The organism is Sphingomonas daechungensis, assembly GCF_039543105.1.
Lineage (GTDB): Bacteria > Pseudomonadota > Alphaproteobacteria > Sphingomonadales > Sphingomonadaceae > Sphingomicrobium > Sphingomicrobium daechungense.
This window is the reverse complement of sequence record NZ_BAABJC010000001.1, coordinates 1,024,446-1,045,680: the sequence shown is the minus strand read 5'-3', so window position 1 is coordinate 1,045,680 and position 21,235 is coordinate 1,024,446. Positions and strand designations below refer to the sequence as shown.

The 21,235-nt window shown below is 63.4% G+C and carries 22 protein-coding genes; 11 read left to right on the top strand and 11 right to left on the bottom strand.

Features of this window, described 5'->3' with window-relative positions; translation table 11 throughout:
- Window positions 1-190: 190 nt before the first annotated feature.
- Window positions 191-736, bottom strand: coding sequence for a PadR family transcriptional regulator (locus tag ABD928_RS05435; RefSeq protein WP_345166838.1), 546 nt, complete (start codon window positions 734-736; stop codon window positions 191-193).
- A gap of 143 nt (window positions 737-879) precedes the next feature.
- On the opposite strand from ABD928_RS05435, the gene ABD928_RS05430 reads away from it, so the two are divergent.
- Both ABD928_RS05430 and ABD928_RS05425 read left to right on the top strand, forming a co-directional pair.
- Window positions 880-1,962: a sensor histidine kinase gene (locus ABD928_RS05430; protein ID WP_187716037.1), complete on the top strand. Its 1,083-nt coding sequence runs from the start codon at window positions 880-882 to the stop codon at window positions 1,960-1,962.
- Entirely contained in the window at window positions 1,959-2,738 is a 780-nt protein-coding gene (locus ABD928_RS05425; RefSeq protein WP_345166833.1) for a LytR/AlgR family response regulator transcription factor, read from the top strand. Before ABD928_RS05430 ends, ABD928_RS05425 begins: the two co-directional genes overlap by 4 nt.
- A gap of 327 nt (window positions 2,739-3,065) precedes the next feature.
- On the opposite strand, the gene ABD928_RS05420 is transcribed toward ABD928_RS05425, so the two are convergent.
- Genes ABD928_RS05420 through ABD928_RS05400 form a run of 5 tightly spaced genes read right to left on the bottom strand, consistent with a single transcriptional unit; the run spans window position 3,066 to window position 7,383 of the window.
- The gene (locus ABD928_RS05420; RefSeq protein WP_187716039.1) at window positions 3,066-4,328 is read right to left on the bottom strand and encodes an MgtC/SapB family protein; all 1,263 of its coding nucleotides are present in this window, start codon (window positions 4,326-4,328) and stop codon (window positions 3,066-3,068) included.
- Window positions 4,322-5,161, bottom strand: a complete 840-nt coding sequence (gene fghA / locus ABD928_RS05415; RefSeq protein WP_187716064.1) for an S-formylglutathione hydrolase — start codon at window positions 5,159-5,161, stop codon at window positions 4,322-4,324. The genes ABD928_RS05420 and fghA overlap by 7 nt, the downstream gene beginning before the upstream one ends.
- A 2-nt stretch (window positions 5,162-5,163) precedes the next feature.
- Complete coding sequence (locus tag ABD928_RS05410) at window positions 5,164-5,550, bottom strand: VOC family protein (RefSeq protein WP_187716040.1); 387 nt, start codon at window positions 5,548-5,550, stop codon at window positions 5,164-5,166.
- 11 nt (window positions 5,551-5,561) lie between these two features.
- Window positions 5,562-6,674: an S-(hydroxymethyl)glutathione dehydrogenase/class III alcohol dehydrogenase gene (locus ABD928_RS05405; protein ID WP_187716041.1), complete on the bottom strand. Its 1,113-nt coding sequence runs from the start codon at window positions 6,672-6,674 to the stop codon at window positions 5,562-5,564.
- Window positions 6,675-6,705: 31 nt separating this feature from the next.
- Window positions 6,706-7,383, bottom strand: a complete 678-nt coding sequence (locus tag ABD928_RS05400) for a type 1 glutamine amidotransferase (protein WP_187716042.1) — start codon at window positions 7,381-7,383, stop codon at window positions 6,706-6,708.
- 61 nt (window positions 7,384-7,444) lie between these two features.
- On the opposite strand from ABD928_RS05400, the gene ABD928_RS05395 reads away from it, so the two are divergent.
- From ABD928_RS05395 to ABD928_RS05355, 9 genes are all read left to right on the top strand, one after another.
- Complete coding sequence (locus ABD928_RS05395; protein WP_187716043.1) at window positions 7,445-8,212, top strand: SDR family NAD(P)-dependent oxidoreductase; 768 nt, start codon at window positions 7,445-7,447, stop codon at window positions 8,210-8,212.
- Complete coding sequence (locus tag ABD928_RS05390; RefSeq protein WP_187716044.1) at window positions 8,209-9,018, top strand: enoyl-CoA hydratase family protein; 810 nt, start codon at window positions 8,209-8,211, stop codon at window positions 9,016-9,018. Before ABD928_RS05395 ends, ABD928_RS05390 begins: the two co-directional genes overlap by 4 nt.
- Window positions 9,019-9,161: 143 nt before the next feature.
- Window positions 9,162-10,310 carry an acyl-CoA dehydrogenase family protein gene (locus ABD928_RS05385; RefSeq protein ID WP_345166824.1) on the top strand — a complete coding sequence of 383 codons (1,149 nt, stop codon included), beginning with the start codon at window positions 9,162-9,164 and terminating at the stop codon, window positions 10,308-10,310.
- On the top strand, window positions 10,307-10,699 hold the full coding sequence (locus ABD928_RS05380) for a RidA family protein (protein ID WP_187716045.1): 393 nt from the start codon (window positions 10,307-10,309) through the stop codon (window positions 10,697-10,699). Before ABD928_RS05385 ends, ABD928_RS05380 begins: the two co-directional genes overlap by 4 nt.
- Window positions 10,696-12,276, top strand: coding sequence for an AMP-binding protein (locus ABD928_RS05375; protein ID WP_345166820.1), 1,581 nt, complete (start codon window positions 10,696-10,698; stop codon window positions 12,274-12,276). The genes ABD928_RS05380 and ABD928_RS05375 overlap by 4 nt, the downstream gene beginning before the upstream one ends.
- A 578-nt stretch (window positions 12,277-12,854) precedes the next feature.
- Window positions 12,855-13,259 carry an alpha/beta hydrolase gene (locus tag ABD928_RS05370; RefSeq protein WP_187716065.1) on the top strand — a complete coding sequence of 135 codons (405 nt, stop codon included), beginning with the start codon at window positions 12,855-12,857 and terminating at the stop codon, window positions 13,257-13,259.
- Window positions 13,260-13,304: 45 nt separating this feature from the next.
- A complete protein-coding gene (gene scpA / locus ABD928_RS05365; protein WP_187716046.1) occupies window positions 13,305-15,437 on the top strand; it encodes a methylmalonyl-CoA mutase in 2,133 nt (710 codons plus the stop codon).
- Entirely contained in the window at window positions 15,434-15,823 is a 390-nt protein-coding gene (locus ABD928_RS05360; RefSeq protein WP_187716047.1) for a lysozyme inhibitor LprI family protein, read from the top strand. The genes scpA and ABD928_RS05360 overlap by 4 nt, the downstream gene beginning before the upstream one ends.
- A 13-nt stretch (window positions 15,824-15,836) precedes the next feature.
- Window positions 15,837-17,843: an acetyl-CoA carboxylase biotin carboxylase subunit gene (locus tag ABD928_RS05355; RefSeq protein ID WP_187716048.1), complete on the top strand. Its 2,007-nt coding sequence runs from the start codon at window positions 15,837-15,839 to the stop codon at window positions 17,841-17,843.
- Here the strand turns inward: ABD928_RS05355 and ABD928_RS05350 are convergent.
- From ABD928_RS05350 to ABD928_RS05330, 5 genes are read right to left on the bottom strand one after another with little or no spacing between them, the layout of a single operon-like run.
- Window positions 17,824-18,507 carry an alpha/beta hydrolase gene (locus tag ABD928_RS05350; RefSeq protein ID WP_223276756.1) on the bottom strand — a complete coding sequence of 228 codons (684 nt, stop codon included), beginning with the start codon at window positions 18,505-18,507 and terminating at the stop codon, window positions 17,824-17,826. The two genes, ABD928_RS05355 and ABD928_RS05350, sit on opposite strands and share 20 nt — an antisense overlap.
- A complete protein-coding gene (gene mce / locus ABD928_RS05345; RefSeq protein WP_345166813.1) occupies window positions 18,507-18,926 on the bottom strand; it encodes a methylmalonyl-CoA epimerase in 420 nt (139 codons plus the stop codon). The genes ABD928_RS05350 and mce overlap by 1 nt, the downstream gene beginning before the upstream one ends.
- Window positions 18,923-19,384 (bottom strand): OsmC family protein, encoded by a 462-nt coding sequence (locus ABD928_RS05340; protein WP_345166810.1) that lies wholly within the window; start codon window positions 19,382-19,384, stop codon window positions 18,923-18,925. The genes mce and ABD928_RS05340 overlap by 4 nt, the downstream gene beginning before the upstream one ends.
- The gene (locus ABD928_RS05335; RefSeq protein WP_345166807.1) at window positions 19,381-19,698 is read right to left on the bottom strand and encodes a hypothetical protein; all 318 of its coding nucleotides are present in this window, start codon (window positions 19,696-19,698) and stop codon (window positions 19,381-19,383) included. The genes ABD928_RS05340 and ABD928_RS05335 overlap by 4 nt, the downstream gene beginning before the upstream one ends.
- Window positions 19,668-21,152 carry an acyl-CoA carboxylase subunit beta gene (locus tag ABD928_RS05330; RefSeq protein ID WP_425569734.1) on the bottom strand — a complete coding sequence of 495 codons (1,485 nt, stop codon included), beginning with the start codon at window positions 21,150-21,152 and terminating at the stop codon, window positions 19,668-19,670. Before ABD928_RS05330 ends, ABD928_RS05335 begins: the two co-directional genes overlap by 31 nt.
- Between the last annotated feature and the right edge of the window lie 83 nt (window positions 21,153-21,235).

Sequence of the window (21,235 nt, the reverse complement as noted above, 5' to 3'; positions counted from 1 at the left end):
GATCCTGGCGACCGAGGCATGCCCGGCTCCGCCGCCGCCGCCTCCGCCGCCGCCGCCGGCGCCAGAGCGCGGCTAAGCGGAAACGCTAGCTCGAAGATTGGGGCGGTGGACCAAACGGTCCGCCGCCCTTTTCTTTGGCAGGAGGGCAAGACGAGCCGTGAGAGCCTGCTCAGCTCCAAGATCGAAAGAGCTACGCGGCTTCGGAGTTCTTCAGGAAAATGTACATTCGGTCGAGCCAGTCGATCCTGGACCGCAGGGAACGAACGGCGCTGTCGTGGACGAACTCCTTGAACGGCACTTCGACCGACCGGCCGTACTCTTCGAGTTCGTCAAGCTTCGAGTGAAGCTGCTCCTTCGCATTGAGAACCCATCGCGCCCGCTCATCCGCGCTCAGCAGTTCAAATGACTGCACACGGGTGCGTAATGGATCATCCAGAAGGAGGTGATCGGGGCGTATCTTCAGCACCCAGTCCTTGACTGCCCGTCGGCCCAGCGCTGTGCAGCTCAGCTCCTCTGTTCCGCGTCGATCGGCATCCTTTCGACGCTTCGAAATCAGCCCTTCTTCTTCCAACCGGCTGATCAGCGGGTAGATCTTGCCCTTGCTCGTATTGAAATTGCTGATCGGAGAGTCCGAGTAGATCTTGATGATCTGGTACGATGTCGTCGGTTGAATGCGCAGCACGAGCGAGAGCAATGTGCCCTCGTTATCGGTCAGGTCGCGCTTCCCCCTTGGCACAACGGCCGCTCGCCTAGAAATTAAGCCTGCACCGAGAGATAAAGAGGGGCGTATCGTTGGGCAAGCGTATGTAACAAGAGTGTCGCAATGCTTGTTGACGAAATGGTGATGCTCGATCGTAGAAGTCGCGGGGGCGAGTCAGCATGGTGAGGCCGGAAGTCTTCAGTAGTGCGGAAAGGCGCTCGTTTCGGCGGGAAGCCCTCGCGCTGACGGTAGCGGTCTGGGTCGCCCATTATGTCATCTTCACGGCGCGCGACTTCGTCGTTCAAAGAGCCCAGCTGGCTACGGTCGTCGTCCTTCGGACCGGCTGGACCCTAATGGGAGCCGCAATCTGCGCCGCCATCTACTTCATTCTTGGTCAGTTCCGCGATTCACGGTTCGCGACGCAGCTGTTCATCGCGGGACTATTGTGCTTCCCGGCAGCCTTCATCCAGGCGGGCGCGGTCTACTTTTCGAAGGTTGCCACCGGCGTGCCCCTGACCATTGAGGGATCCATGCTCATGGAGCTGGTTCGATCGGCAACGTCGTGGGTGTGGATCTACTTCGGCTGGGCAGTCTGCCTGCTGGCGCTGCAATACAATCTACGCGCCCGGCGTGAGCAGCGCCTTCGTGCCGAGGCTTTGGCGCTCGCCCATGAGGCTCAGATGCGCGCGCTGCGGTACCAGCTCAATCCGCATTTCCTGTTCAATACGCTCAACTCAATCGCCGCCTTGATGCTCGACGGCAACGCCCGCGTCGCGGAAACCATGCTCCGCAAGCTGTCAGGGTTCCTTCGGCAGGGATTGGCGGGCGATTCACTGGACGACGTCCAGCTCCAACACGAGGTCGATCACCAGCGGCTCTATTTCGACATCGAGCAGCTTCGGTTTCCGGAGCGCCTGTCAGTGGAAGTCGACATTCCCGACGAGTTGCGGAACGCACTTGTCCCGAGCTTCATCCTCCAGCCAATTGTGGAGAATGCGGTCAAATATGCCGTTGCGCCGAGCAACGAACGGACGACGATCAGAATCGTGGCACGAGATGTTGGCGGGATGCTGCAACTGTCGGTGACCGACGACGGCAAAGCCGGAAGCAAAGGTCTTCCGGGAACAGGCATCGGCTTGGTCAACGTCCAGAAACGGCTCGCGAGCCGCTTCGGCGACCGATACACTTTCGACGACGGGCCGCTGAGCCCGAACGGCTATCGGGTGGAATTCGCGCTGCCGCTGAAAAAGGCCGCGGCTTGACGCTACGCGTCGTGATTGCGGACGACGAGCCCCTCGCGGTTCGCCGCTTGCAGATTGCTCTTGGCAACCTGCATGACATTGAGATCGTCGGTTCGGCAGGGGACGGAGAAGAGGCGCTTGAGCTTATCACCGAACTAAGCCCGGACGTAGTCTTGCTCGATATCCGAATGCCGAAACTGTCGGGCCTACAGCTCATCGAAGCGCTGGATTCTCCGTCGCCTCCCGCAGTCATATTCATCACCGCGTATGAGAGCTTCGCGGTCGATGCCTTTCGGGAGGGCGCGATCGACTATCTGCTCAAGCCGTTAGATGAGGAGCGCCTGGCAATTGCCGTCGATCGTGCCCGGCGGTCGCTCGAGACCCGGGATGCCGGGGAACGTATCGCTGAATTGCGCGGTGCGCTCACGTCGCTCCAGATCGAGGATGAAGCTCGGGAGCAATCACGCTACGAAAAGCACCTCTGGGTGAGTTCGCGGGGACATGTCACGCGTGTGCCGGTCAGTGAGGTTCGCTGGTTTCAGGCGGAGGGCGATTACGTCGTCGTTCACGCTGAAGGCGGAGATTACCTTATCCACGACAGCCTGCGGGACCTCGAATCGCGTCTCGACCCGGAGAAATTCCTTCGAGTCCACCGCAGCGCGATTGTGGCGACACATTCCGTCGCGGGCGTCGGCAGGACGGAGTTCGGCGTCCTCCAGCTGCGTCTCGTGGATGGATCGGCCGTTTCGGTCAGCCGCACGTACAAAAAGGCGACGCGCGCGGCGCTAGGAATCTGATCCTAGTAGAGGCCCGGCCTGGGGCGAGCGACAGGCTTACTCGGTTCAGACTGGACGGTCGAATTCCGGTTCGACCGGCGATTGCCGTCATCGAACGGCTTTCTTTCGACCTTTTGCCAGACTGAACTTGGCTCAACTCGACTCATGCCGGACTCCACAGGGGGCGACCGCTAAACGCCTTAGTCGCTCCTCCAGGCGTTACGTTGACCGGAGTTAGCTTCGGGAGTGCCTTTTCGCCGACTCGCACGTTTGGTTCGGTGAACGGCCTGTTTCGGGTCCCTTCAACGACAATCCTGCCGGATTCCCGACGGTTAGTCGGAGCGATCGTTAGAGCGACAGGAAAGTAATCCCGATACTGACGGCCAGCGCCAGCATGCTTGCAGCGAGCGCGAGTGCGGCGGATTTGCCCTTCGACCGGGCGTAGGCAAGGGTAATGCCAAGCTTGACCGCCATGTTGGCGAGAATGGTGCCGGCAAGGGCCAGCGCGGCAAATGTGGCGCCGATCATCTCTGGACGCAGACCACCGGCAGTCACGATTGCTACATCGACGTCCATCGTTCCGATAATCAAGAGCAGCACGGCAATGCCTCGTTCGCCGAACCGGCCCTGCGCCCAGGCGCCCGCCGCGGCGGCGGCCGCGACGAAGACGAGGAAGGCAAGTGCGGGCAGCAGCGCGATCGGATTGCCGGGCGCTGATGATCCTTCGTTGTGCGGTGCACTCCGGTAAAGCCACCATCCTGCCAGAGCAGCGACGATCACTGCCGGGGCGACGATCAGAGCGAACGGCACGAGCAGCCGCGTGGCGATTAGCCCCACCAGCACCAGCACGCGCAGGTACATGATCGCAGAAGCGAGCGCGATGCCCGCCGGCTCGGCTCCCGCGCGCTGGTCGGAGCCGAGACGCTGGGCAAGCGACTGGGTTACAGCGGTCGAGCTGTACAGCCCGCCGATGACGGCCGTCGCGATGGTCCCGTGGCGTTCCCCGAAAATGCGGTTCGCCACGTATCCGAGGAATGAGAAACCGGTGACGAGGACCACCACGAGCCAAAGCTTCTGCGGGTTCCAGGCTCCGTAGGGACCGTATTGCCCATCCGGCAGGAACGGCAGAATCGCGCCAGCGATCACCGCAAAACGGGCGAGGGCCTTCACGTCTTCCTGATCCAGCCGGTCGATGAAATCGTGCACCTCTGCCTTCAGGGCGAGGACGAGAGTCACGAGTGTTGCGCCGACGATGGCGAGCGCCGGGTTGCCACTTCCCGCTACGAAGCCAAGCGCGATGGTCGCCATGGCCGCGATCGGACTCGTTGCGTCGGGGCGATCATTGATGTCGACCCGGTGCGCATAGCCGATTGTCATGACGGCCGCAGCTCCGGCGACCACGGCTCCGGCAGCCAGTTGATGACCCTGGCTACTGATGAGACCGGAAAGGCCAGACGCCATTCCAATCAGGGTGAAGGTCCGGACGCCGGCGACACGGGCGCCTTCCTTCTCGCTACGAAGGGTGAAGCCGCGCTCTATTCCGATCAGCAGGCCGCAGGCAATCGCGGTGCCAACCGCAAGCGCTTGTAGGTACCAGGCGCCGATCAGCAAAGCCGCTCCGCGTGCCAGGCGAGGTGCGCCGACATGAAGGTCGAGATGAAATAGTAACTGTGATCATAGCCTTCGCGGAGGTTCAGCTGCAGGTCGATGCCCGCATCCTCGCAGGCCCGCCGCAAAAGCTCCGGCTTCAGCTCCGTATTGAGGAAGGGGTCGGCCGTGCCAACGTCCACCAACAGCTCATCCAGTCTCGCGCCGTCTTCAATCAAGGCGACGGAGTCATGCTGGCGCCACTGCTCCGGCTCGTCGCCGAGATATCCTCCCAACGCTTTCTCACCCCACGGAACCTGGCTCGGGGCGACGATGGGAGCGAAGGTCGAGACGCTCGAGAAGCGGCCAGGATGGCTCAGAGCCACGGTCAGAGCGCCATGCCCTCCCATTGAATGACCGGTGATACCTTGCCGACCCATGTCTGCCGGAAACTCTGCCGCAACAAGTGCGGGAAGTTCCTCGGTGACGTACGTCCACATGCGATAATTCTTCGCAAAAGGCTCCTGTGTCGCGTCGACATAGAAGCCGGCGCCGAGGCCGAAATCGTAAGATCCGGAGTGATCGTCCGGGACGCCTTCGCCGCGCGGGCTTGTGTCAGGCGCGACGAAGATCAGGCCATGCTCAGCGCACGCCGCTCGATATTCGCCCTTCTCGGTCACGTTGGCATGCGTGCAGGTCAGGCCTGACAGGTACCAAATGACCGGGAGCTTCCCTCCGCCTTCGGCTTGCGGAGGCAGGAAGATCGAAAACGTCATGTCCGTGCCGGTCGCGGCCGACGCATGCTTCACGACAAGCTGGCGCCCGCCGTGCGACCGGACGTCGCTGACGATTTCCAAACTCACTGGCCCGCCGGGACCCGGTAGAATCCGCAGAGCTTGTTGCCGTCGGGATCGCGCAGGTAGGCAAGGTACAGCTTGCCGAAGCCGCCGTCGCGGATTCCGGGCGGATCCTCGATCGCTGTCCCGCCGTTGGCGAGACCGGCCGCATGCCAGGCATCGACGGCCTCAGGGCTTGGTGCGGCGAAGCCGATTGTCGAACCATTGCCGTGGCTGCACGCCTCACCATTGAGTGGCTCCCCGATTCCAAGTGCGCCCTGCTTCGTCATCCACCAGTCGGACTTGCCGAAGTCCTGGCCGGGCGAAAGCCCGAGCGCGCCCAGCGTCGCGTCGTAGAATTTTTTCGACCGTTCGCGGTCGCTGCATCCCAGCATGACGTGGCTGAACATGATTCCTCTCCCTAGTAGACGACTACGCTCCGGATGCTCTCGCCCGCGTGCATCAGGTCGAAGCCCTTGTTGATCTCGTCGAGCGTCAGCACGTGGGTGATCATTGGGTCGATGGCAATCTTCCCGTCCATGTACATGTCGACGATCTTCGGGACGTCGGTACGGCCCTTGGCTCCGCCGAACGCGGTGCCGCGCCAGTTGCGGCCGGTGACGAGCTGGAACGGTCGCGTGGCGATTTCCTTGCCGGCCTCGGCAACGCCGATGATGACGCTCGTACCCCAGCCGCGGTGGCAGCATTCGAGCGCGGTCCGCATCACTTCGGTGTTGCCGGTCGCGTCAAAGCTATAGTCCGCGCCGCCATCGGTGATCTCGACGATCTTGGCGACCGTGTCCTCGCGGCTCATGCCCTTGGTGTTGAGGAAGTCGGTCATGCCGAACTGGCGGCCCCATTCCTCGCGGTCGGGATTGATGTCGATGCCGAGGATTTTATTCGCCCCGGCAAGCTTGGCGCCCTGGATGACGTTGAGGCCGATGCCGCCGAGACCGAAGACGACGACATTGTCCCCCGGCTGGACCTTGGCGGTGTTCATCACCGCGCCGACGCCGGTGGTCACGCCGCAGCCGATGTAGCAGCTGGTCTTGAACGGAGCGTCCTCGCGGATCTTCGCGACGGCGATCTCGGGCAGCACGGTGAAGTTCGAAAAGGTCGAGCAGCCCATGTAGTGGTAGATGGTCTCGCCACGGTAGCTGAAGCGGCTGGTACCGTCCGGCATCAATCCCTTGCCCTGGGTTGCGCGGATCGCGGTGCAGAGGTTGGACTTGCCCGACAGGCAGGTTTTACACTTGCCGCACTCCGGCGTGTAGAGCGGGATGACGTGGTCGCCGGGCCTCACGCTGGTGACGCCCGGCCCGACTTCGCGAACGACGCCCGCGCCCTCGTGGCCGAGGACCGAGGGAAAGATGCCTTCGCTGTCGAAGCCATCGAGCGTGTAGGCGTCGGTGTGGCAGATGCCGGTCGCCATGATCTCGACCAGGACTTCGCCTTCCTTCGGACCTTCGAGGTCGAGTTCGACGATTTCGAGCGGCTTTTTCGCCTCGAAAGCTACGGCTGCGCGGGTCTTCATGAGTCGGTTCCCCCAATCGGTCTGGCCGTGCCTATGCCTCCAAGAAGCGCCTGATCCAACCGCCAACGCGCGCATTGTCGTTCGGAGCGTCCAGCGAGGCAATCGCCGCGTCCGGGTCAGGGACGACATCGTAGCGCTTCTCGATCAGCGCCTTGGCGAATGCCGGAGAAAACTCCGGGTGGAATTGGAAGGAGATAGCGGGCCGGTCGGTCCAGGCGAGACCGGCGAACGGTGTGAAATCGGACCGCGCAATAATTTCGGTATCCGATGGCTGAATTATCACTTGATCCTGGTGCGAGGCGGGCGCGGCGATCGTGGTCGCACTATCCATCCATGGCTCCCGATGGACGATGTCGTAACGATGAAGGCCTGCGCCCCAGCCTTTGTCGGACTTCTCGACGCGCCCTCCGAGCGCTTCCGCCATTGCCTGGTGCCCGAAGCAGATCCCGACCATGCGGCTGTCTTTCGCCGCGCGGATGAACTCCAGCAGGCCGGGAATCCACGGAAGCGGGTCGTACACGCCCGCCGGCGACCCCGTGACCAGGCAGGCATCATGCTTGCCGGGATCGGGCAACTCGCCGGCCTGCACGTCGAACACCTCGATCTCGAACCCAGGGCCGAGCATCGCTTCGAACATTGCGGGGTAACTGCCGAACTCCTCGGCAAGCCGGCCGGGCGCGCGCCCCGTCTCCAGGATTGCAAGCTTCATGGCCGCCGCCTTGCCACCGGATTTGGCTTCGGCCAATGCGTTTGCGTGAAAGGGGAGAGCGATGACTGACAGACCGCTCGAAGGCCGTCACGCGCTGATCACCGGCGGCGGCACCGGCATCGGCGCCGCAACCGCGGAGCTTCTCCATGCGGCGGGCGCACGAATTTCGCTGCTCGGACGCCGGCTGGAGCCCCTGTGCGACGTCGCCAGTGCCGTCGGCGGGACACCGGTTCAGTGCGACGTGACGGACCACGACAACATCACGCGCGCGTTCGAGCAGGCGCGGACTGCCAATGGCCTGATTGATCTTCTGATCGTCAACGCCGGGATCGCTGAGAGCGCGCCCTTCCACAAGATGACCCGAGAGAGCTGGGATCGCATCATTGCGGTCAATCTGACCGGCGCCTTCGACACGGTTCAGGCCGGCCTTCCGGACCTGCTCCAGGCCGAAGATGCCCGCGTCGTGTTCATTGCTTCGGTGGCCAGCCTGCGCGGCGTTCCTTACGCGGCGCACTATGCTGCATCGAAGCACGGATTGCTCGGCCTGATGCGGTCGATGGCGGCGGAGTATGCCAAGTCCAGGATGACTGTGAACGCGATCTGCCCGGGCTATGTCGATACGCCGATGACGGACCAATCCGTATCGCGCGTGTCGCAGATTACGGGGAAGGGCGACGATTTCGCGCGGTCGGCGATCACCAACATGAATGCGAGCGGCCGGCTGGTCGATCCGACGGCGATCGCCAATTTGGTGCTGACGGTCTGCCTGCCGCTCAGTCGCGACATCAACGGGGCGGCGATCACCATCGATGGGGGCACGGCCGCGTGAGATTCGATCCTGCGACGTTTCGCCCCGAACACTTCCTGTGGAAGTTCGAAGGCGGCGTCGCGACGGTCACGCTCAACAGGCCAGAGCGCAAGAACCCGCTGACGTTCGAAAGCTATGCCGAGCTTCGCGATACCTTTCGCGCGCTGACTGATGCGAAGGACGTCAAGGTCGTCGTCATTTGCGGCGAGGGCGGCAATTTCTGCTCTGGCGGCGACGTGCACGAGATCATCGGCCCGCTGACCAGAATGGATGACTCCGGCCTGTTGCAGTTCACGACGATGACCGGCGACCTTGTCAAAGCCATCCGTGCCTGCCCGCAACCGATCATTGCCGCTGTCGAAGGCGTCTGCGCTGGCGCGGGAGCGATCCTGGCGATGTCGAGCGACATCCGCTTCGCCTCGCCAAGCGCCAAGACCGCATTTCTGTTTACACGCGTCGGCCTGTCCGGTGCGGACATGGGCGCATGCGCGATCCTGCCGCGCATCATCGGTCACGGACGCGCGTCGGAACTGCTGTTCACGGGCCGGTCTATGGGCGCCGACGAAGGCCTCGCCTGGGGCTTCTGGAACCGCGTGGTCGAGGACGTTCTGGCGGAAGCGAATGCGCTTGCGCTGGAGCTCGCACGCGGTCCGACCTTCGCGCACGCGATGACCAAGCGCCAGCTCGATGCCGAATGGCATGTGTCCATCGATGAGGCGATCACGATGGAGGCGCAGGCGCAGGCGATCTGCATGAAGACCAAAGACTTCCACCGCGCCTACGAGGCCTTCGCCAACAAGCGGAAGCCGGAGTTCAAGGGCGATTGACCGGCTGTCCTACAGCCTATGATTTGGGTTAGGCGTCGTCCGATGTCGAGCCGCGCATCTTTTCGGTCGAATGTCAGCTCGAACGCAGCTCGTGTTCCGTCGCGGAATCATGCTCGTCACTGCGAACATTGGGAACATTCGCGGTGAGCGATCGCACTTTCCTCGCCTGGCCCTTCTTCGAGGAGCGACACCGTGCGCTGGCGGCGGAACTCGAAGCTTGGTGCGAAGCTACGATTCACGATGCCGAAGCCGCCGACCCGGACGAGGCTTGCCGCTCGCTCGTGCAGGAGCTGGGGAGCGCGGGTTTCCTGAAGTTGTGCGTCGGCGATGGGGATTCTCGACCTGACGTCCGCAGCCTCGCCATCTGCCGCGAGATCCTCGCGCGCTATCACGGCCTCGCCGATTTCGCTTTCGCCATGCAGGGGCTCGGCTCCGGGGCGATCAGCCTGTTCGGCACCATCGAGCAGAAGCGCGAATGGCTTCCGCGTGTCGCCAGCGGCAAGGCCGTGGCTGCCTTTGCCATGACCGAACCCGAATGCGGATCGGACGCGGCGAACATGGCGAGCTCGGCGATGCGCGACGGCAACGAATGGGTGCTGGTCGGCGAGAAGACCTACATTTCCAACGGCGGCATTGCAGACTTCTATCTGACCTTCGCGCGCACCGGTGAGGGCGAAGGATCGCGGGGGCTATCCGCCTTCATTGTGCCGGCCGGCGGTGTCCAAATCGTCGAGCGCATCGACGCCATTGCCGCCCACCCCTTGGCGCGCCTCAAGTATGACAATGTCCGAATCCCTGCGGATGCGATTGTCGGCGAACCGGGCGAAGGCTTTCGCGTTGGCATGGAAACGCTGAACCTGTTCCGCGTGACCGTCGGCGCTGCGGCGCTTGGCTTCGCGCGACGGGCGCTGGACGAAGCGCTGGCCTTTTCGTCGAACCGCCGCCTCGGCACCGGCAAGCTCGCCGAAAATGCCGTGACGCAGGCCAAGCTCGCCGACATGGCGACCGCCATCGATGCGTCGGCGCTGCTGATCTATCGGGCGGCGTGGCAGCAAGACGTCGGCGGAACCGATCATCGCCGTGCGGCCGCCATGGCCAAGCTGACTGCGACGGAATCCGCCCAGCAGGTGATTGACGCGGCGGTGCAGATGCACGGCGGCATGGGCGTCACGAAGGGCGCCAAGGTCGAAGAACTCTATCGCGAGATCCGCGCGCTCCGAATCTACGAAGGTGCCAGCGAGGTGCAGCGCCAGATCATCGCCCGCGATCTGCTCAAGGAACATCGCGCATGAAAACGCTCCAGCCGCCCGGCTGGCCCCGGCCGAAGGGCTATTCCAACGGCATGGCCGCGCGTGGGCGGGTCGTGGTGACCGCCGGTGTCATCGGCTGGGACAAGGACGAGCGCTTCGCGTCCAATCGCATTGCCGACCAGTTCGCGCAGGCGCTGCGTAACATCGTCGCCATCCTCGCCTGCGACGGCGCCGACGCCTCGCGAATTGTGCGCCTGACTTGCTACGTGACCTCGATCGACGAATATCTCGAAAGCGCGAAGGAAATCGGCGCGGCCTGGCGCGAGATCATGGGCAAGCATTATCCGGCGATGGCGCTGGTCGAGGTCGTTCGGCTGGTCGAGCGGCAGGCCAAGGTCGAAATCGAGGCGACGGCGGTGGTACCGGAGTGAGAGACCGGTTCGTCGAAGAACGATTGCCCGCTCCGGATCAGCTTCCGGAATTTCGCTTTGATCTGCCCGAAGTTCAGTATCCGGATCGCCTGAACGCAGCCGCCGAATTGTTGAAAGGCGGAGCGCCCGACGCGCTTGCGATCGTCAACGATCATGGCCGCTGGACCTACGCCGACCTCGACAATTTCAGCGGCCGCATTGCGCGCCTGCTGGTCGAGGAAGAGGGGCTCATTCCGGGCAAGCGCGTGCTCCTGCGCGGGCCGAATGGATACACCATCTTCGCCGCCTGGCTCGGTGTCTTGAAAGCCGGCGGAGTCGTCGTCTCGACCATGCCGCTGCTGCGCCCGGGCGAGATCGCGACGGTGATCGAACGCGCGCAGATCAGTCACGCCATCGTCGACAGCCGCTTCATCGGCGACTTCCGTGAGGCGGTCGACCAGACCCACTTCGTCAAGCACATCGTCAAATACGACGGCGACTACGGGCACGGCGAACTGGAATCCCGCACGGGACCGCTCGAACCGCTCACGCCAGTGGACACGCACCGCGACGACCCCGCGCTGATCGCCTTCACCAGCGGCACGACCGGCGTGCCCAAGGGCTGCGTCCAGTTCCACCGCGACATTCTCGCGCCGTGCGACACGTTCGCGAAGCACCTCGTCGGACCGAAGCCGGGCGACGTGTTCATGACCAGCGCGCCGATGGCCTTCACCTTCGGTCTCGGTATCACCTTGATGTTCCCGCTGCGTTTCGGCGCCGCTGCCGCGACGATCGAGCAGGCAACGCCGCCGAAGATGATCGAAGCGATGGTGAAGCACGGCGTGACACACCTCGGCACCGCACCGACCGCCTACAAGGCGATGCTGTCGCAATCCGGTCTCGACGAGGCTCTGAAGCTCCTGCGCTACTGCATCTCCGCCGGCGAGCATCTGCCCGAAGCGACTTGGCGTGCTTGGCATGAGCGGACGGGCATCAAGATAACCGACGGCATCGGCTCAACCGAGATGATGCACATCTTCGTCTCTGCGGCTGGCGAGGACATTCGCCCCGGCTCAACCGGTAAAGCGGTTCCGGGCTACACCGCGACCATCCTCGACGACGCCGGCAAACCGATGGAAGAAGGCGAAGGCAGGCTCGCGATCAAGGGACCGACCGGCTGCCGCTACCTCGATGACGAACGTCAGGCGAAATACGTCGGGAACGGCTGGAACATCACCGGCGACACCTACCGTCGCGACGCCGACGGCTACTACTGGTACCTCGCCCGCAGCGACGACATGATCGTCAGCTCCGGCTACAACATCGGTGCTCCCGAAGTCGAAAACGCCCTCCTGGCGCACCCCGCGGTCACCGAATGCGCCGTCATCGGCATCCCCTGCGCCGAGCGCGGCCAGAAGGTGAAAGCCTTCATCGTCCTCGCCGACTTCGCCGAACCCAGCCCCGAGCTAAAGGAAAAGCTCCAGTCCTTCGTGAAAGACCAGATCGCCCCCTACAAATACCCCCGCGAGATAGAATTCGTGGAGGCCTTGCCGAAGACGGCGACGGGTAAGCTCCGGCGAAGCGAATTAAGGAGGTGACCCAGGTTGAATCGCCATCGGTTCAAGCACGGGAAAGACGACACTGGAGCGGGCAGGCCGGGGAGCGTTCCTGAACCGAGCGCAAAGAACGGTCGGATAGCTGACGTGGCACCTTCATCCTTTCGGTGCTCGCCTACCTAGGTCAATGGCCAAATCCCGTTACCGTCCAGTGTCTGGTTAGAAAAATGCTATAGCATGCGACAAGTTCCCTTTCCATTACGAAGTCACGAAGCCTTTCTCAAAAGAAGACAGAATCGGCGAGATCAAGAGTGTCCTGTTTTTCCGTAATACTACCAATATTCTTTTTAAATCAAAGTCACTTCAGGTGTTTCTTTGGTGCTTGTGATCTTTTCGGTGCTTTCGCAGCCGACTTTGGCGCACTCCTACGAATCTGTGCAGCTCGTGAGTCCCAAAGCTTATCTTTATGTGCCAGCGAACTTGTCGGACCCTGCGCCTCTAATCGTCTTGTTGCACGGCGCGAGTGGTGACGCTCGCGAATTCATTGAAAGTTCAAGCGGGATGCGAGCTCGAAGGGCGTACTTCTCTTATCGGTCCAATCTACCGGCAAAACCTGGGCGCTGCGGAAGCCGAGGGACGGGGAAGCGGACGTCGCCAACATCAAGGCGGCGATCGCGAGCTTGTCGGGGAAAACTTTGATCGCACCAGAGCGCACAGTCGTAATGGGTTTCTCTGACGGCGCCAGTTACGCACTGTCCGTCGGGATGGCTTATCCGAAGCTCTTCCGCACCATCGTTGCCTTCTCACCCGGTTATGCCTTCGCGCCGTGGAATCTCGATACGACGCAGCGCATCTTCATCTCGCATGGCCGCCGCCACCCGATCCTGCCGGCAGACAACACGCGGCGGATGGTCGAGGGACTGGAGCGCGCCGGCTTCGAACCGGAGGTTCATTGGTTCAACGGCGGTCACGAAATCGATCCACAGCTCAAGAAAGCCGCCTTCGACTTCGCGCTCGCGCCGTAGCGGCAAGGGTGGAGGTTCGCCGCGGCCCGCGCTAGTGGCTTCGCGGTGACCGACAAGCCGACCAAATCCGCCTGGGAGACGCTCGCTGCGAAGGAGTCGCGGGGCAAGGATCTGACGCGCGAGACCTTCGAGGGCATCCGCCTCGACAATGTCTACGGACCCGACGCCGGCATCGACAGCGGCTATCCGGGCGTCGCTCCGTTCACCCGCGGCCCCTATGCAACGATGTACGCGGGCCGGCCGTGGACGATCCGCCAGTACGCCGGCTTTTCGACCGCCGAAGAGTCCAACGCCTTCTACCGCCGCAACCTCGCCGCGGGTCAGAAGGGGCTGAGCGTCGCCTTCGACCTAGCCACCCACCGCGGTTACGACAGCGACAATCCGCGCGTTGCGGGCGACGTCGGCATGGCGGGCGTCGCGATCGACAGCGTCGAGGACATGAAGGTTCTGTTCGACGGCATCCCGCTCGGCGAGATGTCGGTCAGCATGACCATGAACGGCGCGGTGCTTCCGGTCATGGCTTTCTTCATCGTTGCGGGCGAGGAACAGGGCGTCCCGCACGCGCAGCTGACCGGCACGATCCAGAACGACATTCTCAAAGAGTTCGCGGTCCGCAACACCTACATTTATCCGCCCGAGCCGAGCATGCGGATCGTGTCGGATGTGATCGCTTTCTGCGCTCGCGAGATGCCGAAGTTCAACTCGATCTCGATCAGCGGCTATCACATGCACGAGGCCGGGGCGACGGCGGTGCAGGAGCTCGCCTACACGCTCGCTGACGGCATGGAATATGCGCGCGCGGCGATGAAGCAGGGGCTCGAAATCGACGCCTTCGCCGGACGCCTCAGCTTCTTCTTCGGCATCGGCATGAACCTGTTCATGGAGGTCGCGAAGCTGCGCGCGGCGCGCACGCTCTGGCACCGGATCATGACCGACCTCGGCGCGCAGAAGGACGAGTCCAAGCGCCTGCGCACGCACTGCCAGACGTCGGGCGTCAGCCTCACCGAGCAGGACCCGTACAACAATATCGTGCGCACCACGGTCGAGGCGCTGGCGGCGGTGCTCGGCGGCACGCAGTCGCTGCACACCAACAGCTTCGACGAAGCAATTGCGCTGCCGACCGATTTCAGCGCGCGCATCGCCCGCAACACGCAGCTGATCCTAGCCGAGGAGAGCGGCATCACCGCCGTCGCCGACCCGCTCGGCGGAAGCTGGTATGTCGAAAAACTGACCCGAGAGCTGGAAGAGCGCGCGTGGGCGCTGATCCAGGAAGTCGAGCAGCACGGTGGGATGACCAAGGCGGTCGCCGAAGGACTGCCGAAGCATCGCATCGAAGAAGCGGCCGCGGCTCGTGCAGCGAAGGTCGATACGGGCGAAACGGTGATCGTGGGCGTCAACCGCTACCGGCTGGAAAATGAGCCGGAGGTCGACATTCTCGAGGTCGACAACGCCCGCGTTCGGGCCGGCCAGATTGCGCGGATCGAAAAGACGCGCGCGTCACGCGACGAGGACAAGGTGCGCGTGGCACTCACGGCGTTGGAAGAAGGCGCGCGCGGCAATGCGAACCTGCTCGAACTGAGCGTCGCGGCAGCGCGCGAACGCGCGACGCTCGGCGAGATTTCGGACGCGCTGGAGCGCGCCTTCGGCCGCTACCACACGACGCCCGAACCGGTGCGCGACATCTACGGCAAGACGCGCAACGACGACCGCTGGAAAGCTGCGGAAGGCGGAACGCGCTCGGTCGCCGATCGGCTCGGCCGCAAGCCGCGAATCATGATCGCCAAGATGGGTCAGGACGGCCACGACCGCGGCGCTAACCTCGTGTCGTCGGCGTTCACCGACCTCGGCTTCGAAGTAATCCCCGGACCCTTGTTCCAGACCCCGCGCGAGACCGCGCAAATGGCGATTGAGAATGATGTCGACGTCGTCGGCGCGTCGTCGCTCGCCGCAGGCCACCGCACGCTCATTCCGGAAATGATCGAGGCGCTGAAAGACATGGGCCGCGCTGACATCAAGGTCGTTGCCGGCGGCGTCATTCCCGCACAGGATTATGCGCTCCTACGCGCGGCGGGCGTGCAGGCGATCTTCGGCCCAGGCACGAACCTCGCCGACGCGGCCGACGAAGTGTTGCGCCTGCTCGGCCACAACCGCCCGCCGCTCGATGAGGCCGCTGAGTGATTGCATTGTTGTTGGCGGTCGCAGCTCCCGAGCCGGAAACTTGTGACGGATCGCAGCGCGAACTGAACGAATGTGCAGCGAGATATTACAAGCAGGCCGATCGCGAACTTAACGTCCAGTGGACAAAGACGCTCGCAACGCTTCGGCGCCACGACAAAGCCATGAGCGAGTGGCCATCATACCGAGGCGCCAGCGCTGATACTTTGTTGAAAGCACAACGCGCCTGGCTGATGTACCGCGAACAAAGCTGTGAGACATCGGCCCGGATTTCCGCCGGGACGATCGCGCCAATGAACTACTACGTTTGCATGTTTGGAATGACCCGTGCACGCACCGAGGAATTGCGGACGTTGACGATCAATCCCAATAGCGACGAGCCCCTGTGAGGTTCCGGTACTGATGTTCAAGAAAATCCTGATCGCCAATCGCGGGGAAATCGCCTGCCGCGTCATTCGCACGGCGAAGCGCATGGGCATCAAGACGGTCGCGGTTTACTCCGATGCTGACGCTCGCGCGCCGCATGTTCGCATGGCCGACGAAGCGGTTCGACTTGGCCCGCCGCCCGCGTCGGAATCCTACCTCAAGGCCGAGCTGATCATCGATGCCTGCAAGGCGACCGGCGCCGAAGCGGTGCATCCCGGCTACGGCTTCCTGTCGGAGCGCACGACCTTCGCCAAGGCGCTCGAAAAGGCCGGCATCGCCTTCATCGGTCCGCCGCCCAAGGCGATCGCCGCGATGGGCGACAAGATCGAGTCCAAGAAGCTCGCGCAGAAAGCGGGCGTGAACGTCGTCCCCGGCTATCTCGGCGACATCGCTACGACCGACGATGCGGTGAAGATTGCCAAGGACATTGGCTATCCGGTCATGATGAAGGCCTCCGCCGGCGGCGGCGGCAAGGGCATGCGCCTAGCGTGGTCGGAGAAGGATGTGCGCGAGGGCTTCGACGCCACCAAGCGCGAAGGCCTCAACAGCTTCGGCGACGACCGCGTCTTCATCGAGAAGTTCATCGAGCAGCCGCGCCACATCGAGATCCAGGTGCTCGGCGACCAGCACGGCAACATTCTCTATCTTGGCGAGCGCGAATGCTCGATCCAGCGCCGCCACCAGAAAGTAGTCGAGGAGGCGCCGTCGCCCTTCGTCACGCCGGAAATGCGCAAGGCGATGGGCGAGCAGGCCGTCGCCCTCGCCCGCGCGGTCGGATATTATTCCGCGGGCACGGTCGAGCTGATCGTTTCCGGCGCGGACACGAGTGGCAAGAGCTTCTACTTCCTCGAGATGAACACACGGCTGCAGGTCGAGCATCCGGTGACCGAGGAAGTCACCGGCCTCGACCTCGTCGAGCAGATGATCCGCGTCGCAGCGGGCGAGAAATTGAAGCTCAAGCAGGACGACGTGAAGCTCAACGGCTGGGCCGTCGAGAACCGCGTCTATGCCGAAGACCCATATCGCGGCTTTCTGCCCTCGACCGGCCGCCTCGTCCGCTATCGGCCTTCACCTCAGAAGCGCGACGGCATCGTCGTCCGCGTCGACGATGGCGTGTTCGAAGGCGGCGAAGTTTCGATGTTCTACGACCCGATGATCGCCAAGCTGGTCACTTGGGCGCCGACCCGCGAAGCCGCGATCGACGCGCAGGTTGCGGCGCTCGACGCGTTCGAGATCGACGGCATCGGCCACAACGTCGATTTCCTCTCCGCGCTGATGCAGCACCCGCGCTTCCGCGAAGGAAACATCACCACCAACTTCATCGTCGAGGAATATCCGGAAGGCTTCGAGGGCGCTCCGGCTGACGAACAGCTGATCGCCGACCTCGCCGCCATCGCCGCGATGATCGAGACGACGCGGGAAGCGCGCGCGGGCCTGATCAGCGACCAGCTCGACACGAACATCGAACCGCCGCGTGACCACGCGGTGAAGATCGGCGGGGCCGTCCACCGAGTGCACATCGAGCCGTTCGAGGGCGGGACGATGGCGAGCGTCGACGGCGGCGCGCCGGTCGAGATTTTCGGCAGCTGGACGCCGGGCCAACGGCTGCTGGGCCTGACCATCGGCGGACGCCAACGGACGGTGCAGGTCGACCGTCAGGGCCGCAAGTGGGAGCTTGCGACACGCGGTGCGACACACAAGGTTCAAGTGCTCGACCCGCACGTCGCCGAGTTGTCGGTGCACATGATCGAAAAGGCGCCGCCCGACCTCTCACGGCTGCTGCTCGCGCCAATGCCGGGCCTGGTGACGCGCCTTGACGTGAAGACCGGCGACCAGGTCGAGCCGGGCCAGACGGTGGCGATCATGGAAGCGATGAAGATGGAAAACATCCTCCGCGCGCCCAAGGCCGCGACGGTCAAGGCGACACCGGTGAAAGCCGGCGAAAGCGTCGCCGTCGATCAGGTCATCGTGGAGTTTGAGTAGGCGCGAGCGCGAAGTCGAATGCCAGTTTTCTGAGCTGTGGGTCGATTTCGTGGCCGCCGTTGAACCAGTTTACCTCTGGCGCGTAGCCGGCTTCCTCGAACGCCTTTACCATCGCGCGGACGTTGGCGGCGGGAAGCACGGGGTCACGGCGGGAATGCGCGATGAAGATGCGTTGCGTCGTGTCGAGCTCAGCGGGGCCAAAGGCGTAGCCGGGCGAGAAGGCGACAATGGTGCGGAACAGCTCCGGATAGGCGAGGCCGATCGATAGCGCGTAGCTCGCGCCGTCGGAGAATCCCATGACCGAAGTCCGACCGTCCGCGACCTGGGACCGTGAGGACAGCGCTACGATCGCAGCCTTTATGTCGGCAACGTCCTTTTCCTCGTCAGTAGGCTTGCGCTGTGCCCATGTGCGGCCGGCTGACTGGACGGAAAGCAGGATCACGCCGCGCTCGTCGGCGTCACGCTCAAATTGGCGGAGGAAATTGCGCGCGTCGCCACCGGCGCCATGCAGCAGCACGACCAGCGGGGCAGGAGCCGTGAGGTTTGCCGGAACATAGGAGAACGCCTTCGGCGTCACCTGCTGGACGACCGCAGGCGTCCGCGCTTCACCCGATCCGGCCGGCATCGCGAGCAACGCCGCACCGGCCACGATCAACGCTCGCATCAATGCGCGGATTTCGGAGTCTCCATGATTTCCGTTAGCACTCCGCCCATGTCCTTGGGGTGGACGAAGAACACCAGGGTGCCATGGGCGCCGATGCGAGGTTCGCCAAGGACGCGGGCGCCTTTCGCTTCGAACTCGGCTTTGGCTGTGTGGATTTCGGGAACTTCGAAGCAGACGTGATGCTGGCCGCCTAGCGGGTTCTTCTCGAGGAACTTCGCGATTGGGGAGTTCTCACCGAGCGGCTCGATCAATTCGATCTGCGAGTTCGGAGTATCGACGAAACACACGCGAACGCCCTGCGCGGGGAGGTCGAAGGCCGGGCCGTGCGGCTCGGCGTTGAAGAGAGTGCGATAGAGTTCGAGGCTCTGCTCGATCGAGGGCGTGGCAACGCCGACATGGTTCAGGCGGCCAAGCTTCATTGTTCGATTGTCACTTCCGAGGTCACCGAATTGGCGATGAAACAGGCTTCGTGGGCGCGGTGGTGGAGGTCGGCGATGGCGGCGGCGTCGGGCTGGCTTTCGCCGCCCCATTGAACCTGCGGTCGGAGGGTGACTCGGGTCATGGCCATGCGGCCGTCCGGGCGCTTGTCGAGCACGCCCTCGGCATTGTCCACGTAGCTGTCGATAACGAACCGCGCCCGGCGGGCCAAGTCGATGAAGAAGAGCATGTGGCAGGAGGAGAGGGACGCCACAAAGGCCTCCTCGGGATCGACCGCATTGAGGTCGGACCAGGGCTGCGGCACGACATGTGGGCTGGGGGAGGCAGGGACGGTCACGCCGCCGTCGAACTGCCACGTGTGCGCGCGGCTGTACTGGCCTTTGAGGAAGTCGCTCTCGTCCTTGCGGGTCCAGCGGATGGTGGCGGTGTAGGTGCTCATTTCACAGCCCAGAACGGTAGGCTCAAGCAGAGCGAGAGGAACAGCCAGAAGATCGCGAGACCCCTAATCATCCGGGAAGATGCCTTGTTTCGAGGGAAGGACTGCCGGCGTGCGAGCTGCCAGATCCTCATCAGCGCTCTGGATAATGCGAACGCCAGAATGCCCAGTAAGGCATATCGGCCGCCCAACATGATCTGGCAGACGATTCCAGCTGCCACGGCGATCCAGCCAGCCCCGCCCAGAAGTGCGAGGCCGATCTCCTCGGGCGTGACCGAATCCGGATCTACAGCGGAATGTTGTCGTGCTTCTTCCACGGGTTCTCCAACTGCTTGTTGCGCAGCTTGCGTAGTCCGAGTGCGACCCGGCGCCGCGTCGAGTGGGGCATGATCACTTCGTCGATGAAGCCCTTGCTCGCGGCGACGAAGGGGTTGGCGAAGCGCTCTTCATATTCGCGGGTGCGTTCGGCGATTTTCTCGGCATCGCCGATGTCCTTGCGGAAGATGATCTCGACCGCGCCCTTGGCGCCCATCACCGCGATTTCGGCGGTCGGCCAGGCGTAATTCAAATCGCCGCGGAGGTGCTTGGAGGCCATGACGTCGTAGGCGCCGCCATAGGCTTTGCGGGTAATGACGGTGATCTTCGGGACGGTCGCCTCGGCATAGGCGAAGAGCAGCTTGGCGCCGTTCTTGATGATGCCGTTATGCTCCTGCGCGACACCGGGGAGGAAGCCCGGCACGTCGACGAAGGTCAGGATCGGAATCTCGAAAGCATCGCAGAAGCGGACGAAGCGGGCGCCCTTCTTCGAACTGGCGATGTCGAGCACGCCGGCGAGGACCATCGGCTGGTTGGCGACGACGCCGACCGTGCGTCCCTCGATGCGGCAGAAGCCGACGATGATGTTGGCGGCATGTCCGGGCTGAAGCTCGAAGAATTCGCCCTCGTCGGCGACCTTCCGGATCAGCTCGTGCATGTCGTACGGCTGGTTAGCGCTCGGCGGGATCAGCGTGTCGAGGCTTTCGTCGATGCGGTCGCCTGCATCGCTGGTCGGCCGCTCCGGCAAATCGTGGCGGTTCGACAGCGGCAGGAAGTCGAAGAACTCGCGGGTCGCCAGCAAAGCGTCGATGTCGTTCTCGAACGCGACGTCGGCAACGCCCGACTTGGTGGTGTGGGTGATTGCGCCGCCAAGCTCTTCCTGGGTCACGACCTCGTTGGTGACCGTCTTCACCACGTCCGGGCCGGTGACGAACATGTACGAGCTGTCCTTCACCATGAAGATGAAGTCGGTCATCGCTGGCGAATAGACCGCGCCGCCCGCGCATGGGCCCATGATGAGGCTGATCTGCGGGACGACGCCCGAAGCGAGGACGTTGCGCTGAAAGACCTCGGCATAGCCGGCGAGGGACGCAACGCCTTCCTGGATGCGGGCGCCGCCGCTGTCGTTGAGACCGATCACCGGCGCGCCGACCTTCATCGCCATGTCCATGACCTTGCAGATCTTCTGAGCGTGCCGCTCGGACAAGGAGCCGCCGAACACGGTGAAGTCCTGCGCGAAGACGTAGACCAGGCGGCCATTGATCGTGCCGGAGCCGGTGACCACGCCGTCGCCGGGGAAGGTCTGGTCCTGCATGCCGAAGTCGACGCAATTGTGCTCGACGTACATGTCATATTCTTCGAAGCTGCCCTCATCGAGGAGGACGCTCAGCCGCTCGCGGGCGGTCAGGCGGCCCTTGGCGTGCTGGGCGGCGATCCTTTTCTCGCCGCCGCCCATCTGCGCCGCGGCACGGCGCTTTTCGAGTTCTTCGATTGTTGTGGCCAAGGCCAATCTCCTTGGCTCAGCGTCCTTCCACGGTC

What these genes read in the sequence shown, in the direction of transcription:
- ABD928_RS05430 (WP_187716037.1), top strand. Translation starts at nt 880, where the DNA reads ATGGTGAGGCCGGAAGTCTTCAGTAGTGCGGAAAGGCGCTCGTTTCGG.
- ABD928_RS05410 (WP_187716040.1), bottom strand. Translation starts at nt 5,550, where the DNA reads ATGTTCAGCCACGTCATGCTGGGATGCAGCGACCGCGAACGGTCGAAA.
- ABD928_RS05405 (WP_187716041.1), bottom strand. Translation starts at nt 6,674, where the DNA reads ATGAAGACCCGCGCAGCCGTAGCTTTCGAGGCGAAAAAGCCGCTCGAA.
- ABD928_RS05400 (WP_187716042.1), bottom strand. Translation starts at nt 7,383, where the DNA reads ATGAAGCTTGCAATCCTGGAGACGGGGCGCGCGCCCGGCCGGCTTGCC.
- ABD928_RS05395 (WP_187716043.1), top strand. Translation starts at nt 7,445, where the DNA reads ATGACTGACAGACCGCTCGAAGGCCGTCACGCGCTGATCACCGGCGGC.
- ABD928_RS05380 (WP_187716045.1), top strand. Translation starts at nt 10,307, where the DNA reads ATGAAAACGCTCCAGCCGCCCGGCTGGCCCCGGCCGAAGGGCTATTCC.
- ABD928_RS05355 (WP_187716048.1), top strand. Translation starts at nt 15,837, where the DNA reads ATGTTCAAGAAAATCCTGATCGCCAATCGCGGGGAAATCGCCTGCCGC.
- ABD928_RS05350 (WP_223276756.1), bottom strand. Translation starts at nt 18,507, where the DNA reads ATGCGAGCGTTGATCGTGGCCGGTGCGGCGTTGCTCGCGATGCCGGCC.
- mce (WP_345166813.1), bottom strand. Translation starts at nt 18,926, where the DNA reads ATGAAGCTTGGCCGCCTGAACCATGTCGGCGTTGCCACGCCCTCGATC.
- ABD928_RS05340 (WP_345166810.1), bottom strand. Translation starts at nt 19,384, where the DNA reads ATGAGCACCTACACCGCCACCATCCGCTGGACCCGCAAGGACGAGAGC.
- ABD928_RS05330 (WP_425569734.1), bottom strand. Translation starts at nt 21,152, where the DNA reads ATGGGCGGCGGCGAGAAAAGGATCGCCGCCCAGCACGCCAAGGGCCGC.